At 26.5% G+C, this 15,259-nt stretch carries 15 protein-coding genes and 1 CRISPR repeat array; of the genes, 13 read left to right on the top strand and 2 right to left on the bottom strand.

Features of this window, described 5'->3' with window-relative positions:
- The coding region (locus ACRC28_RS10955; RefSeq protein ID WP_438543485.1) for an MFS transporter at positions 1–562 on the bottom strand (562 nt) is incomplete at its 3' end.
- 194 nt (positions 563–756) lie between these two features.
- Here ACRC28_RS10955 and ACRC28_RS10950 point away from each other — a divergent pair.
- Positions 757–2,382, top strand: a complete 1,626-nt coding sequence (locus ACRC28_RS10950; protein WP_438543484.1) for a TcaA NTF2-like domain-containing protein — start codon at positions 757–759, stop codon at positions 2,380–2,382.
- A 94-nt stretch (positions 2,383–2,476) separates the two neighbouring features.
- On the top strand, positions 2,477–3,031 hold the full coding sequence (locus ACRC28_RS10945) for a hypothetical protein (protein ID WP_438543483.1): 555 nt from the start codon (positions 2,477–2,479) through the stop codon (positions 3,029–3,031).
- 45 nt (positions 3,032–3,076) lie between these two features.
- On the opposite strand, the gene ACRC28_RS10940 is transcribed toward ACRC28_RS10945, so the two are convergent.
- On the bottom strand, positions 3,077–3,508 hold the full coding sequence (locus tag ACRC28_RS10940) for a helix-turn-helix domain-containing protein (RefSeq protein ID WP_438543482.1): 432 nt from the start codon (positions 3,506–3,508) through the stop codon (positions 3,077–3,079).
- A 79-nt stretch (positions 3,509–3,587) separates the two neighbouring features.
- On the opposite strand from ACRC28_RS10940, the gene ACRC28_RS10935 reads away from it, so the two are divergent.
- The 11 genes from ACRC28_RS10935 to cas5 all read left to right on the top strand — a co-directional run.
- On the top strand, positions 3,588–4,700 hold the full coding sequence (locus ACRC28_RS10935) for a serine/threonine-protein kinase (protein ID WP_438543481.1): 1,113 nt from the start codon (positions 3,588–3,590) through the stop codon (positions 4,698–4,700).
- Positions 4,701–4,816: 116 nt separating this feature from the next.
- Positions 4,817–5,167, top strand: coding sequence for a hypothetical protein (locus ACRC28_RS10930; RefSeq protein WP_438543480.1), 351 nt, complete (start codon positions 4,817–4,819; stop codon positions 5,165–5,167).
- A gap of 57 nt (positions 5,168–5,224) precedes the next feature.
- Positions 5,225–5,533 (top strand): hypothetical protein, encoded by a 309-nt coding sequence (locus tag ACRC28_RS10925; protein WP_438543479.1) that lies wholly within the window; start codon positions 5,225–5,227, stop codon positions 5,531–5,533.
- 31 nt (positions 5,534–5,564) lie between these two features.
- Positions 5,565–6,101 carry an Ltp family lipoprotein gene (locus ACRC28_RS10920; protein ID WP_438543478.1) on the top strand — a complete coding sequence of 179 codons (537 nt, stop codon included), beginning with the start codon at positions 5,565–5,567 and terminating at the stop codon, positions 6,099–6,101.
- 199 nt (positions 6,102–6,300) lie between these two features.
- The gene (gene cas4, locus ACRC28_RS10915) at positions 6,301–6,816 is read left to right on the top strand and encodes a CRISPR-associated protein Cas4 (RefSeq protein WP_438543477.1); all 516 of its coding nucleotides are present in this window, start codon (positions 6,301–6,303) and stop codon (positions 6,814–6,816) included.
- Between the two features lies 1 nt (position 6,817).
- Positions 6,818–7,798: a type I-B CRISPR-associated endonuclease Cas1b gene (gene cas1b / locus ACRC28_RS10910; RefSeq protein ID WP_438543476.1), complete on the top strand. Its 981-nt coding sequence runs from the start codon at positions 6,818–6,820 to the stop codon at positions 7,796–7,798.
- A 1-nt stretch (position 7,799) separates the two neighbouring features.
- Entirely contained in the window at positions 7,800–8,063 is a 264-nt protein-coding gene (gene cas2 / locus ACRC28_RS10905) for a CRISPR-associated endonuclease Cas2 (RefSeq protein ID WP_438543475.1), read from the top strand.
- A gap of 227 nt (positions 8,064–8,290) precedes the next feature.
- Positions 8,291–11,076: direct repeats of the CRISPR family, unit length 29 nt; unit sequence GTTTTATCTTAACTATAAGGAATGTAAAT.
- A 238-nt stretch (positions 11,077–11,314) separates the two neighbouring features.
- Positions 11,315–12,037, top strand: a complete 723-nt coding sequence (gene cas6, locus ACRC28_RS10900) for a CRISPR-associated endoribonuclease Cas6 (RefSeq protein WP_438543474.1) — start codon at positions 11,315–11,317, stop codon at positions 12,035–12,037.
- 13 nt (positions 12,038–12,050) lie between these two features.
- Positions 12,051–13,409 (top strand): type I CRISPR-associated protein Cas8a1/Csx8, encoded by a 1,359-nt coding sequence (gene cas8a1, locus ACRC28_RS10895; protein WP_438543473.1) that lies wholly within the window; start codon positions 12,051–12,053, stop codon positions 13,407–13,409.
- On the top strand, positions 13,399–14,289 hold the full coding sequence (cas7i, locus tag ACRC28_RS10890) for a type I-B CRISPR-associated protein Cas7/Cst2/DevR (protein WP_438543472.1): 891 nt from the start codon (positions 13,399–13,401) through the stop codon (positions 14,287–14,289). The genes cas8a1 and cas7i overlap by 11 nt, the downstream gene beginning before the upstream one ends.
- Positions 14,289–15,259, top strand: a 971-nt coding sequence (gene cas5 / locus ACRC28_RS10885; protein ID WP_438543471.1) for a CRISPR-associated protein Cas5, incomplete at its 3' end; no start/stop codon positions are given. The genes cas7i and cas5, both read left to right, overlap by 1 nt.

Genomic DNA, 15,259 nt, shown 5'->3' with positions numbered 1-15,259 from the left:
TCATAACTAATACAATAAGAACAACTATACATATAGGAACATTTATAAAGAATAATAAATCCCAGTGTGAACCACCAAAAGTATCTAATATAAATGAACCAATAGATGGACCAATTAATGTAGCAATACCATTGATACCACCAACCATTCCAAGTGCTGCACCACGCTTTTCAGGTGGGAAGCTACTTCCTACAAAGGCAGTTGCAATTGGCATTACTCCACCAGCTCCAATAGCTTCAATAGCTCTAGCTACTAAAAGAAAATGGAAGCTTCCAAAAAAGTTTGAAATACCACATAAAAGTGAACCTACCCCAAATACTAAAATACAGAATGTAAACATAGTTTTTAAACCATATCTATCAGCAAGTTTTCCTGTAATAGGCATTGAAACTGCATAAATAAGTGAATATAAAGTTATAATCCAAATACTAGCATCAGCTGAAATATGTAAAGTGTTACCCATAATAGTACGAGCAGGGCTTATAATTGCTGTATCCAATGAACCCATAAAAATACCAAGTAAAAATATAATTAATAAGACTTTTGTGCTTTTTTTACTCATAAAAATTTTTCCTCCTTTAAAATATGTAAATTAAAAAATTTATCTTTTGTAAATGTCTATAAATTAACTATAAGATATTACGTGGGGTAGTAGTCAATATGATAGGTAAATAATTATTAGTTTATTCATAATAAATGATAAAAAATGGAAAATATGATATAATAAATTGAAAATAATTCAAAAAGGGGTATAAAATGAGGTTTTGTAAAAATTGTGGTGCAGAGATAGGAGAAAACACAAAATTTTGCAAGGGTTGTGGAAAAGACTTAAGAAATGAAAAGATAAAAACTGAAGAAAATGTAGATGAGATAAAAAATGAAGAAGTAGAGAAAGCCTGTATAACTGAAGAAAAATTAGAAAAATTTATAGAAGAAACAGATTTAACAGAAGAAGAAATTATAGATATAAGAAGGGGAGACCCTTTAGATGATATAGATGATTTTGAGAAGCCTTTAGAAAATAAAGATGAAGATTTCACAGAAAGCTTTAGTCCACTATCATTAGTTAAAGAAGATGAAAAAGTGGAAGAAGAACAGATAAAAGTGGAAGAAGTTCAACAGAAAAGAGAAAAACCAAATGTAGACAAGCCTAGAATTGAAAGAAAGCCGAAGAAGGTAAATAAGATATTAATGTCAGCTTTAGGAGCGTTAATCGTAATTATAGGAGTAGGAGCATTTGTTCTTTTGAAAGGAAATTCACCTGAAAGTGTAGTAAAGGACTTTGAAACATTTCTTGAAAGTGGAGAAGTTTCAAAATTAAAAGAAATTTTAGTTTCAGATTCAAGTCTTGAAATAAGTGATGGAAATGTGGAAATATTTATAGAAGGCTTTAAAGAAGCAGAGGTTGAAAGACAACAGCTTATAAAAGAATTAAAAGACCAAGCTATGAGTATAAAAGAAAATAAAGGGGAGTTAAATGAAAGTAATGAGCCTATATTTATAACTAAGAAAAAAGAGGGCTTAAAAGAAAAATATTATATAGGAATAAAACCTTCATATATTAGTGTTCCTGAAATTATACCAGGAGCAAGCTATACTCTTAAAGCAGGAGAAAAGTCTGTAGATGTAAATCTTGTAGATGGAAAAGAAGAGATGCTAATGCCGACTATATATAATTTAGAAGCAAGCTTAAAAAATGACTATATAGAAACACAAGATAAAAAATATATATCTTTATATAATGAAGAAAGAGTAGAAGTAAAACTATTTGAAGATGTAAATAAGGTTACTATTGAGACAAATGATGAAGAAGCAGTTTTAATTGTAAATGGGAAAAATACAAAAAATAAATTAAAGGATTCTAAGGTTTTAGTTGGACTTAAAAATGGAGATATAATCCAAGGGGCTGTAGAAAAGGATGGAAAGGTTAGAATGAGTCCAAAGTATACAGTAGGTGGAACTGAAAAGATTTATATAGAAGTTGAACCGGAAAAGGTGATAAATCATTTAGAATACACAAACAGTGTAGGCGACGTTATGGAAGCATATATAAAAGGAATGGCAGATGCAGTTAACTACAATAATTTTGATGTTATAAAAGATTATCTTTACCCTGGAAGTCAAATATATAATGAGCAAATAAGGTTTGTAAAAAATACTTATGAAAGTGAAATAAGAGAATATTATGTAGCACACTTTGTAGATGATATAAACTTTGATGATGAAAAGAAAGAGTGGACTGTTAGAGTAAATGAAACCTTTGATATAGAGCAAAATGGAGAAACTAAAAGAAAAATATTTAAAAATGAATATAAGCTAAAAGTAAATGAAGATTTAGAAAAACTACAAATAGTCCATATAAAAGTTAATTATAAAGATTAGAAAAAGCATAAAAGAAAAAAATAAGAATAAAATTACATTAAAGAAAATAAATGATATAATATACTTGAAAATAAAAAAAGAGAGGGGATTTAAGATGGGATTATTTGATAATTTAAAAGTGGTAACTGAAGGAATAGCTAAAAGTGTAAATGAGGCACAAAGTGCAATAGCTGCAGAAAATAAAGAGCTTACTAAAATAAAAGAAAGAAAAAATGAATTACAAGTAATAGAATCAGAAGTAAACATAGGATACACAGAAATTGGTAAAAAGTTTGTACAACATGTAATTGAAAGTGGAGAAATGCCAGGAATAGATGTATCAGAAGTGTTAACCTCATTAGAAGCAAAATTAGAAAGAGAAATTGAACTAAAAGAAGAAATATTAGAAATAGAAAGAAAATTAAATGAAATGAGAGTTCTTAAAGAAAAGGATAGAGAAGTTAAAAAATATGAAGCAGAAAAAGAAAAGCTTGATAAAGCTTTAGCTTTAAATATAATAAATAAAGAAGAATATGATGAAAAAATAAGAACTTCAAAAAATAGAGTAGAATATTTCACTGATATAAAAAATGTAAATAAACAATTTGAAATGGGAATAATAAACTTTGAAGAAAAAGAATTTAAAATAAGAGAAATTTTAAATAGATAAGAAAAATCTCCTTAAGGGGTAAAACCTTTAAGGAGATTTTTTCGATTATTCTTTAGTTAAAGTCTTAAGATTATTGTCATACAAAATATAATCAGTTTGAAGAAGTGTATAACCCTTATTCAAGCAAAATATAATAGTTGCATCACGAGTATTCTTAGGGTAAAGGGCACCGTTAAAGGTAAGCTTAAGTGCTTTATCAGTTTCTTCTCTAGAAAGAGAAAGAACAAAACAAATCTTTAAAACAGTGTCTCTATTAGGGGTTTTATTCCCATTAATAATCTCATAGTAGTAAGAACGACTTAAGTCAGCTTCATTAAGCAAGACTTTTTTATCTATGTTTTTTTCAAGGCAAACAGAATTTAAAAACTCTGGAAAGCTTGTATCATTATCATTAAGTTTAGATAAAAGATTAGAAAGTTCTGAATCAGAGTTTATAGAACCTAATTCATTTTCAAAAATCTCAGTTTTATTAGCCATAAATATAAATGCTCCTTATAAAAATGTATAATATATATGATATAATTTTATTAAGGAAAAAGCAATGATGGGGGACATAATGATAATAGAAAAAAATGAGTATAAGCTTCAAATATATAGGGAACTTAGAGAAATAATAAAAGGGAAAATATATTTAGTCATAAATGAAATAGATGATAAAATTTATATAAAAAAGATATTAGAAAAAGAATGTTATGACGTATATAAAAGCTTAAAAGAATTAGAAAATAAAAATAGAGCAAAAATAAAAGAGATTTTTATAATAGAAGAAAAACTTTATGTAATAGAAGAATTTATAAATGGAGAAAATTTAAGCACAATAATAGAAAATAGAAATTTAAAAGAAGAAGAAATCCTAAATATAATAGAAGGTGTATGTAATGGACTAGAAGACTTACATAAACTAGAGAGTCCTATAATTCATAGAGATATAAAGCCAGAAAATATAATGATAAATAATGATAATATAGTAAAATTAATAGACTTTGATGCAGGAAGAATAGTCCAAAATGAAAAAGAAAAAGATACAAGACTTTTAGGTACAAGAGGATATGCATCACCAGAGCAATTTGGATTTGCAGAAACAGATAGTAGAACAGATATTTATAGCTTAGGAGTTCTTTTAAACTATTTATTAATAAAAAAATATCCAACAGAAGAAATTGCAGAAGGAAAATTTAAAGAAATAATAAAAAAAGGGACAGAAATAGATAGAGAAAAAAGATATAAAAATGTAGAAGAGTTTAAGAGAGAAATAGAGAATGTAGACGAGGACTTTAAGGTAATAGAAAAATTTAAAAAAGAAACTAAAAAAGATGAAAATATAGAAGAGGCGTGGGTAGAAGAATTAAGATTTGAAAAAGAAGAAAAGAAGAAGAGAGGAATAATAGTAGGGTTTAGAAGTAGAAAAAAATTAAAAATGATACTTGCAATTGGATATTATTTATTTGCCACTTGTGGAGTAATAATTGGAATACAAGATAAAAGTATAGAAGATATATTAGTTGCAATATATTTATATATACTTCCAACAACAGTATTTGGAGATATAAGTTATTTAAATAAGATATTTAAAAAGTTAAATATAAAAAAATATAGCATAATAATAAGAGTTATAATATGGTTCATAGTAACATTAGCAATAGGAATATTTATGCCAACAACAAATTAAAGTGAAGAGAGTTTCTTCACTTTTTTCTTTTTGTCTGCTAACAGTGGACAAAAAAGAAAAATAAAAAAGCTATAATAAGCCTGTAAGAAAAATTAAAAATTCAGGGGGAAACAAAAATGAATAATAAAAGCAAAACAGCAATAATAAGTGGTGTGTTAGGGGCATTATACAGTATCTATTTAATAATATACTTTGGAGGTGCAATAAACTCAACAGATGGAGCTGAAGCCGTAGGAGGAGCAATCGCAAGTGCTTTAGTAATGCCACACATGATACTAGTAATACTAGGAAGCATATTCATGCTAATAGGAGCATTCATAAACAAAGCAGGATTCGCACTAACAGGAGCAATATTATTTTGTGTAAGCGCCGCAGCATTCATAATGTATGCACCGTTTGTAGTACCAATGATAATCCTAGGATTCATAGGATACTCAAAAATAAGAAAAATAAAAATGGCAGCATAAAAAGCTATAAATAAAAATAGGCTACAAAAAAGTAGCCTACTTTTAAAAAGGTGAGAAATGGAAAGATTAAATTTAGAATACGAAAAAAATGAATTTGATTTAGAAAAATTAATAGAAAAAACATTAGAAAAAGAAACCTTAAAAATAGATGAAAAAAACAAAATAATAGCGATTTTAGATAAAGAAAAAATATACTTAGGAAACAGAAAAGAAAAAATAAAAAAAGAAATAAAATGGATATACGAAAACAACTTCAATAAAAAGATAACATTAATAATTCCATATGATGAAAAAATGAATTTAGAAGTTGAAATAAAAGAAAAAGTAAAGGTGAAGTTGATAAAAAAATTAGGAGTTATAGATTAGGATTAAAATTAAAAATTGGGGGAATATAAGAATGGGAAATTTTATAGAAAAAATAAAAGGATTATCAAAAGGAAAGAAAATAGCAATAGGACTAGCTATAGTAGTAATAATAGGGGCAGCAGCAAGTCAGGGCGGAAAAGAAAATACAGAAGTAGCAGGAAAATCAGATAAACCAAATACAACACAATCAAGCCGTAAAAAAGCAGAAGGAGATAAAAAAGATACAAGCAAAGAAGAAAAATCTGACACAAGTTCAAAAGTTCCAGCAGAATATAAATCAGCATTAGCAAAAGCTAAGATATATGGGGAAAGCATGAATATGTCCAAAGCAGGAATATATGACCAACTAACATCAGAATATGGAGAAAAATTTTCAAAAGAAGCAGCAAAATATGCAGTAGACAACGTAAAGCTTGACTACAATGAACTAGCACTAAAAAAAGCAGAAACATATCAAAAACAAATGGCGATATCACCAAGTGCAATATATGATCAGTTAATCTCAGAGCATGGAGAAAAATTCACAGAGGCACAAGCTAAATATGCAATAGATAACTTAAGTAAATAGTATGATTGTGGATTAAGAAAATGTTTTTAAATTTTAAAAAGAAATATTATATAAATAAAGGATTATCTTTAGAGGAGATAGTCCTTTTTAGTTTTAAAAAAATTTATTTATAGATAGATTGATATTATTAAAAATAAAAATTAAAGGGAGAAAATAAGGTATTATTAGAAGTCATAATTAAGGAAAAGGAGATGGTAATATGAGTTTTGAATTTGATGATTTTAAAGTACAAGGTGTAAAGTTCAATTATTATTTTATTTGTAAACGGAAGTTATGGCTCTTTAGTAATGGAATTTCAATGGAAGAAAGAAATGAACGAGTTAATTTAGGAAAACTTATACATGAAGATTCCTATAAAACCAAAAATAAAGAAATTCTTATAGATAATATGATAAAACTAGATATCCTTGAAGAAGAAAAGGTAAGAGAAGTTAAGATTACAAGTAGGATGATGGAAAGTGATAGATTACAATTACAATATTATCTATACTATTTAAAAAAATTAGGAATTAATAAGACTGGAACATTAAATTATGTGAAAGAAAAACGAGTTGAAGAGGTTATTTTAGATAAAGAAACAGAAAAGTTTATTGAAGAAACATTAGTTAATATAAGAGAAATATTAAAAATGAGTTTTCCACCTAAGGTAGAAAAATATAAGTACTGTAAAAAATGTGCATATTATGAGTTTTGTTATATTAGGGAGGTTTATTAAAATGGGGAAGGATTATTATATCTTTAGTAATGGAAGAATTAAAAGAAAAGAGAACACAATATATTTTGTAAATGAGATGGAGCAAAAAAAAGCACTGCCAATAGAAGATATAGAAAGGCTTCACTTATTTGGTGAGATAGATTTAAATACAAAATTTTTGAATTATATTTCAAAATATAGTGTATTAATAAGTGTATATAATTATTATGGTTTTTTTAGTGGAACGTATTATTCTAAAAAGAAAAATGTAGCTGGAGTATTGGTAGTTAAACAAAGTGAAGTATACTTAGATTATGTAAAAAGATTGGATATAGCTAAGAAATTTATTGACTCAGCATATCATCATATTTTAAGAAATATAAGGCGAAAAAAGGTATCAAAAGATTTAATAGATAAAATAGAGATGGAAAGAGAAAATGTGAAAAAATCGGAATCAATTGAGAAGCTTATGGGTGCGGAAGGAAGAGGAAGAAAACTTTATTATGAAGCATTTAATGAAATATTAGGTGGAGATTTTATATTTAATAAAAGAGAGAAAAAGCCACCTAAAGATCCTATAAATGCCTTAATATCCTTTGGAAATAGTATGATGTACACAACTGTACTTGGTGAAATTTATAAGACACAATTAGATCCAACCATAAGCTACTTACATCAACCATCTACAAAAAGATTTTCATTAAGTTTAGATATAGCAGAAATTTTTAAACCACTTATTGTAGATAGTATAATATTTACAATGATAAATAAAAAAATAATAACAAAAAAAGATTTTGACACAACACATGAAATATGTTATTTAAATGAGAATGGAAGAAAGAAATTTATAAAAGAATATGAGGAAAAGCTGAATATAACAATAATGCATAGAGGCTTAAGAAGAAAAGTATCATATAGATATTTAATACGATTAGAATGCTATAAATTAATAAAACTTATGATAGAAAATGAAGAATATAAACCATTAAAGGCATGGTGGTAAAATGTTTGTAATAATAACCTATGATATAAATGTAGACAGAGTAAATAAGATGAGGAAATTATTTAAAAAATATCTAACATGGACACAAAATTCTGTATTTGAAGGAAAAATAACAGAAGCAACACTGCAAAAATGTTTATCAGAAGCAAATAAAATAATGGTAAGAAGTGAGGATTCAATATATATTTATAAGGTACAAAATGATAGAAACATAAGAAAAGATGTACTAGGAGAAGAAAAAAACTTTGATGAGTTGTTTATATAAGGAAAAAATAGTATTATAAAGGTAAAGAAAAGCAAAAAAATAAAATTTGCAGTAGATCGCAAAAATAGATGAAAAGCCTAAAAGCATTGGAAACAAAGGGCTAAGAGATAAAAAAAACGGAAATTTAAAAATCAAACTGAAGGTCTACTGCAAAGAGAACATAAAAAGAAGAAAAAAAGTGCTTACAAATGGCTTGAAATTGTCAAAAAACCATACTTTTTTTCGGGGTTTTATCTTAACTATAAGGAATGTAAATTGTATTGAATAAATATACTCTCCTCTATCTCCTCCAGTTTTATCTTAACTATAAGGAATGTAAATTTTAAATCATATGCATGTGCCTTTAATACATTATAAGTTTTATCTTAACTATAAGGAATGTAAATAAAAACTTCTTTTCCTTGTGCATTTTCGCATATACAGTTTTATCTTAACTATAAGGAATGTAAATAATAAAAAAGCAAAAATAGTAGATGATCCTGTATTTGGTTTTATCTTAACTATAAGGAATGTAAATCCGTTAAGTCATTAGTTTTCGATAAATCCACGCCTACGTTTTATCTTAACTATAAGGAATGTAAATAATTGCATTAATGTTGTTCTGCCAGGGATTTGGATTAAGTTTTATCTTAACTATAAGGAATGTAAATTTAAGCAAATGCCTAGGCTATGAAAACTTACAGGATAGTTTTATCTTAACTATAAGGAATGTAAATTGGAGAATAATGTTCAATTAGGAAGCTCAGATTACCCGTTTTATCTTAACTATAAGGAATGTAAATATGGTTGTATGGGTGTGTGTACCTACTACACTATTTGTTTTATCTTAACTATAAGGAATGTAAATCTATCATTTAAAGTAGTTTCTAATGGTATTGTTGTCTGTTTTATCTTAACTATAAGGAATGTAAATGTCATAAACCATATTCCTATCACAAATAATATCATAGGGTTTTATCTTAACTATAAGGAATGTAAATTCTATCTTAGTGCTATTAAGTGTTGCACTTATTGAGTTTTATCTTAACTATAAGGAATGTAAATGCAGGAGTTGAGTTCTTAATAACTAAGCAAGAAGCTAGTTTTATCTTAACTATAAGGAATGTAAATCAAGAAAAAGCAATAGCTGATTTACTTTTTGATGAAGTTTTATCTTAACTATAAGGAATGTAAATCAAGCAAATGAAAACATAGAGATATACCTCCTTTAAGTTTTATCTTAACTATAAGGAATGTAAATTTATTTGATTCTATTCTAACAAAGTTAGTCTTATTCCGTTTTATCTTAACTATAAGGAATGTAAATCTATCATCAAGAATGAGAAGATTTCTTCAAGCTACGTTTTATCTTAACTATAAGGAATGTAAATAAGTAAATACTGAACTACTTCGTACGTTAGTATTTGTTTTATCTTAACTATAAGGAATGTAAATTTTGGATGGAATAAAGACTTTGATGCAATGGCTAGAAAGTTTTATCTTAACTATAAGGAATGTAAATTGGTGACGAAGTTATAATATACTATTTAGATGGGAGAGTTTTATCTTAACTATAAGGAATGTAAATGTTTTTTCATCGTATAGCGGAATAAACTCTATACCGTTTTATCTTAACTATAAGGAATGTAAATATACAATCATAAAGGAAATAGGTAAGGATTTTGGGATAGTTTTATCTTAACTATAAGGAATGTAAATAATAAAAAAATAAAGAGAGGTAATTAAAATGACAGTGTTTTATCTTAACTATAAGGAATGTAAATCATACACTTTTACAGGCAATGAATCTTATGGTAAGCGTTTTATCTTAACTATAAGGAATGTAAATCTTAGACCTAAAGACGTGTCGGGTGCATCGTATTTCGTTTTATCTTAACTATAAGGAATGTAAATTTTCTTTTCTCTCCTTTTACTTTAACTTATTTTTTATGTTTTATCTTAACTATAAGGAATGTAAATAATGGAAGGGCAAGGGTTTCCGCGGGAATGGGCTAAGTTTTATCTTAACTATAAGGAATGTAAATTACTTATTCCCTCCTTATAAAAAAATTATAGTGGGCTGTTTTATCTTAACTATAAGGAATGTAAATTATCTATACATTACAAGTACAAATATTGCATCTATTGTTTTATCTTAACTATAAGGAATGTAAATGTACAAAACTTAGGAGCAGTACAAACTTATACTAGAAGTTTTATCTTAACTATAAGGAATGTAAATGCGTAGAATTAATTGTTTTAATATAATCTAAATTTTCGTTTTATCTTAACTATAAGGAATGTAAATTCTACTACTCTTGCATTTTGTGTAGCTTTTTTTTCCACGTTTTATCTTAACTATAAGGAATGTAAATAGTATTTATTTAAAACAGTTAGTTATTAATGATATGGTTTTATCTTAACTATAAGGAATGTAAATTCTACTACTCTTGCATTTTGTGTAGCTTTTTTTTCCACGTTTTATCTTAACTATAAGGAATGTAAATAGTACAGCTATGACTTCATTTAGCTTATTTTTCTTCTGTTTTATCTTAACTATAAGGAATGTAAATAGGATTAGGATTGGCTCATGTAATGGATGAGCTAGGAGGTTTTATCTTAACTATAAGGAATGTAAATAAGAAATTAAAAGATATATTAATTCAAATAAAAAATAGTTTTATCTTAACTATAAGGAATGTAAATCTGGTCATCTAGGTCTGTGTCTATACTTAGGTATTCGTTTTATCTTAACTATAAGGAATGTAAATATAACTAATCCTTTTGCAATTCTTCTTTTCATCATTGTTTTATCTTAACTATAAGGAATGTAAATAATCTTAAAAATTTTTCTAGTGATTCTTTTACATTCAGTTTTATCTTAACTATAAGGAATGTAAATCAAAAGTTAATGAAATCTATAAAAGCAAAAATAAGTGGTTTTATCTTAACTATAAGGAATGTAAATTCGATATTAAATGTATACAATGCAGAATCTTTTTTATGTTTTATCTTAACTATAAGGAATAGGAAATAAAGTTGAATAGAGAAATTATTTTTAGCTATAAAAATATGAGCTTATCAAAATTTTTATTTATATTGATAGAGTAGGTTATATTATTTAGAAATACTATAAGCCAGATAGAAAAAAATCATTAAAAAAGTTGTAAAATTAGAAAAAAATAAAAAAATCTCAAAAAGATACAAAATAGGGTATTATTACTATTTAGAATAAAAGAGAAGAAACGATAATTAAAGGGGAGGTGAAAACATTGAAAATTGTTGTTACTGGGAAAATGAAAGAAAATAAGATTTCATTAAGTTATAGAATGTTTTTTGCAAGTTTGATTAAAAATTGTTTATCTAAAGCCGATAAAGAATATTTCGATAAAATATTTTTTTATGAAGGAAAGAAGTCTAAAAAAATTAAGCCTTTTTGTTTTAGTGTTTATTTACAAGATTTTAAAATAAAGGATGACTCTATTGAGGTTAATGGGGATGTTAAATTTATTATTTCTTCTGCTGATATGAAGTTTAATATTTTAATATTTACTGCTCTTATGGGAATGAATTCATATGGAGATTTTATAAAGAAGTCTGTAAAGATGCAAGATGATAAGATGGTTGAAGCTAATGAATGTATTATGAAGACGTTATCTCCAATTTATATGAAAAATAAAGATGGAAGTCAAGCACTTCTTGATGATGAGAATTATGGTGAATTATTTTCATATTATGCAGATTTAATTTTACAAAGTTATAGAGGCTATGGATTAAAAGAAGAGCTACAGTTTATACCATTAAAAATGAAGAAAACAGTTATAAAAGAGGAAATTCAAGGCTTTACAGAAAAAACTAATAAAAAGTTTATGTATCTAAATGGATATACTGGAATTTTTAAATTAAAAGGGAATGTTGAAGATTTAAACCTTTTAAAAGAACTTGGAGTAGGAGGTCGTCGTTCAACAGGATTTGGAAATATAGATTTAGTTTAGGAGGTGATAATAGATGAAAGAAAGCATAAGTGAAGAAAAATTTGATTTTCAAATTGAAACTTCAGACTGGAGATATAGTGCTAGTATACTTGGACTAAAGAGATATTTTGACTATCTACATAGTATAGATAAGGTTGATAGAAAGGATTCTTATATGATAGATGAAGATATCTTTAAATACAATAGTATTTATATAACTGAAGAAGACTACCTAATGTTTGTAGAAAAAAATTTTAAAGAGGTAATGCATCATATAAAGATAGAAGAACTATTACAAAAAGAAGAGATATTAAGTGAAGATATTGCTAAAATCAATGAAAAGCTAAAAGCTAATTCTATAATGAAAAAGATTTTTAATAAGATTAGCTATTCAGAGGAAAGTAAAGGAAATATATTAAATTTAATAAATGAAAATAGATTAACTATCATAAAAGAAACTTACAAACGTGGTAAAAGCCTGTATGAAAACTTTGCCAATAACTCGCTTTTATTTTCAGAAGAAAATAAAATATGTAGATTACAAGGGTATTATGTAGATACTGGAAGAAAGCTTAAAAGTGTAGCATATAAGCAAGATGCTGGAACTTTTGAATTTGAGGATGATATGGTTTTTGATTTTATTCCATTTGCCTTTAGTAAAACTTATGATAGCTTTTTTATAAATAATAATACAACAGTGGATAATTTAGAAAATACAGCAAAAATTTTAAAAAATCTTGTAGCAGGAGAAAACCCAAGGGAAACTCTTTTTGGAAAGATGAAGGAAGCTTCTGATTATATAGATTTTGATGTAGAAGTGATTGTTAAAAATAGAGATGAGGATTATTTTAAAACTTTATTTATAAGAAAGAAAGCCATCAATATTTTCAAACAAATAGAAAATTATAAAGGGCTACAAGTGGTGTATAGAGGAGATCCTAAAAATCCAAAGTTTATGGAAAGTGAAGTTGTTGATGCAATTTTAAATGATATAAGATTGGATTCTATAATTGAAATGCTTTTAAGAGATGATGGAAATTATAGTTTTAATATAAAGAGTTTAATAGAAGCAAATATATTAATTTATGGAGGGAATGAAAAGATGAATAAAAATATGAAATCAGCTTATGCTGCAGCTAAAGAGGTTTCTAAAAAGTTAGAAGAAAATAAGCTAAGAAGTTATAGACAAAAGCTTATTAGTGCAATTACCTTTAAAGATTCAAGTAAAGTATGTGAAACATTAATTCAATTATCATCATATTCAGGAGTTCAATTTAATTTTGTATACGATTTATTTGAGAACTATGATGATAATAAAAATTTAATTTATACATTTGTTCAGGCATTAGCAAAAGGTGAAGATAAAAAGGGAGGAAATGAAAATGAAGGGTAAATCTTTAACATTAACAATTATAGCAAATATGACATCAAACTATGGTGAAGGTCTTGGAAATGGAGCATCTGTACAAAAGGTTTTTAGAGGTGGAAAAACTTTTGCAACTAGAAGTCGTGAAAGCTTAAAAAATGCTGTTATGGACCAAAGTGGTATGTATGAAGACTTGGAAACGAATGTAGATAAAAAGGTAAATCAAAAGGTTGCAAACAAAGAAAAAAATGCAACAAATTGTAGAGCCTTAGAAGGTGGATATATGAATACTACTGATATTACTAACATTAGAAAAAGCTCATTTTATTTAACTGATGCAATTTCTTGTAATGAGTATGTAATTGAAAGCAGATTCCATAACAATCTTTATTTAGCAAATAATTTTGCTAAAAATAACAATATAAATTTACAAGCAGAGGCTGGAAAAGCAGGACTTATGCCATATCAATATGAGTATGATAAAGGTAAGAAGGTATATAGTATGACTATTGATTTAGATATGATAGGAACGGATGAAAACTTTGATTCAGAAGAGGCTAGCAAAGAAGAGAAAATAGATAGAGTTCTATCCCTTATAAATGCAGTAGAAAATTTATCATTAGTAGTTAAAGGAAATCTTGATAATGCAGAACCGTTATTTGTTGTTGGTGGGTTAGTTGATAGAAAAACTCATTACTTTGAAAATGTAGTAAATGTAAAAGATAATAAAGTGGTTATTACAGAAGATTTAAAAGAAAGAGTTTCAAATGGATGTGGTGTAGGGTTATTACAAGGTGGAAACTTTGATAATGAAATGGTTATAAAAGAAGAATTAAATGCAACAACAGTAAATACATTCTTTAGAAATTTAGAAACACAAGTTAGAGAATATTATGGGGTAGAGTAATGAAAGCTTTAAGAGTAATATTAACACAAAGCTCTGCAAACTATAAAAAAGAAGAAACTTCTCAAAATAAAATGACATACCCTCTTCCACCATACTCAACAGTCATAGGAGCTATCCATGTAGCTTGTGGGTATAAAGAATACAAGCCTATGGATATAAGCATTCAAGGGAAATATGAGTCTATGGTATTAGAGCCATATACTGATTATTGTTTTTTAAATTCTGTGCATGATGATAGAGGAATACTTGTTAAATTAAGAAATGAGAAATATATGTCGACTGCATATGATAAAGTAGCAAAAGTTTTGAAACAGACAGGTAATAGTTTTAGAAAAGGTGATACTATTCATGTATATAATGAAGAGCTTATAAAAGAATATAGAGATTTAAAAGATTTAAATGATAAGCTTGATGAATACAATAAAAATGAATTAAAACCAAAATTAAATGAAATAAAAATAAAGAAAAAAGAATTAGGGGATAAAAAGAAAAAGAATAAAGAAGATAAAACTCTTTTAGAAGAAATAAAAGCGGAAGAATTAAAGCTTAAAAAAGAAGAAAAGGAACTAAAGGAAGCTTTTGAAAAAAATAAAAAAGAAAATTATACTGAGCCATATTCAAAGTTCGCAACCCTTACAACATCTTTAAAATATTATGAGGTTTTAAATAATATTGAGCTTGTACTTCATATAAGAGCTGATGAAAAAGTTTTAAAGGATATAGAAGAAAATATATATAACTTAAAATCTATTGGAAGAAGTGAAGATTTTGTAGACGTTAAAGAAGTTAAGGTAGTTGAGTTGATTGATGAATTAGAAGAACTTATAACAAGTGAATATTCAGCGTATATTCAAAGTGACTTAGTTAAAAATGAAATTGTTTTTCCTAAAATACGAGAAGGAAAAAGTTATAGTGGGACAAAGTATCGTTTAAATAAGAATTATGAAATAGTAAATAAAAAAAGAGTATT

Origin of the sequence: Clostridium sp., from assembly GCF_051650885.1 — a bacterium.
Lineage (GTDB): Bacteria > Bacillota > Clostridia > Clostridiales > Clostridiaceae > Clostridium.
The sequence above is the reverse complement of the archived record's forward strand: the minus strand, read 5'-3'. Positions and strand labels throughout refer to the sequence as shown.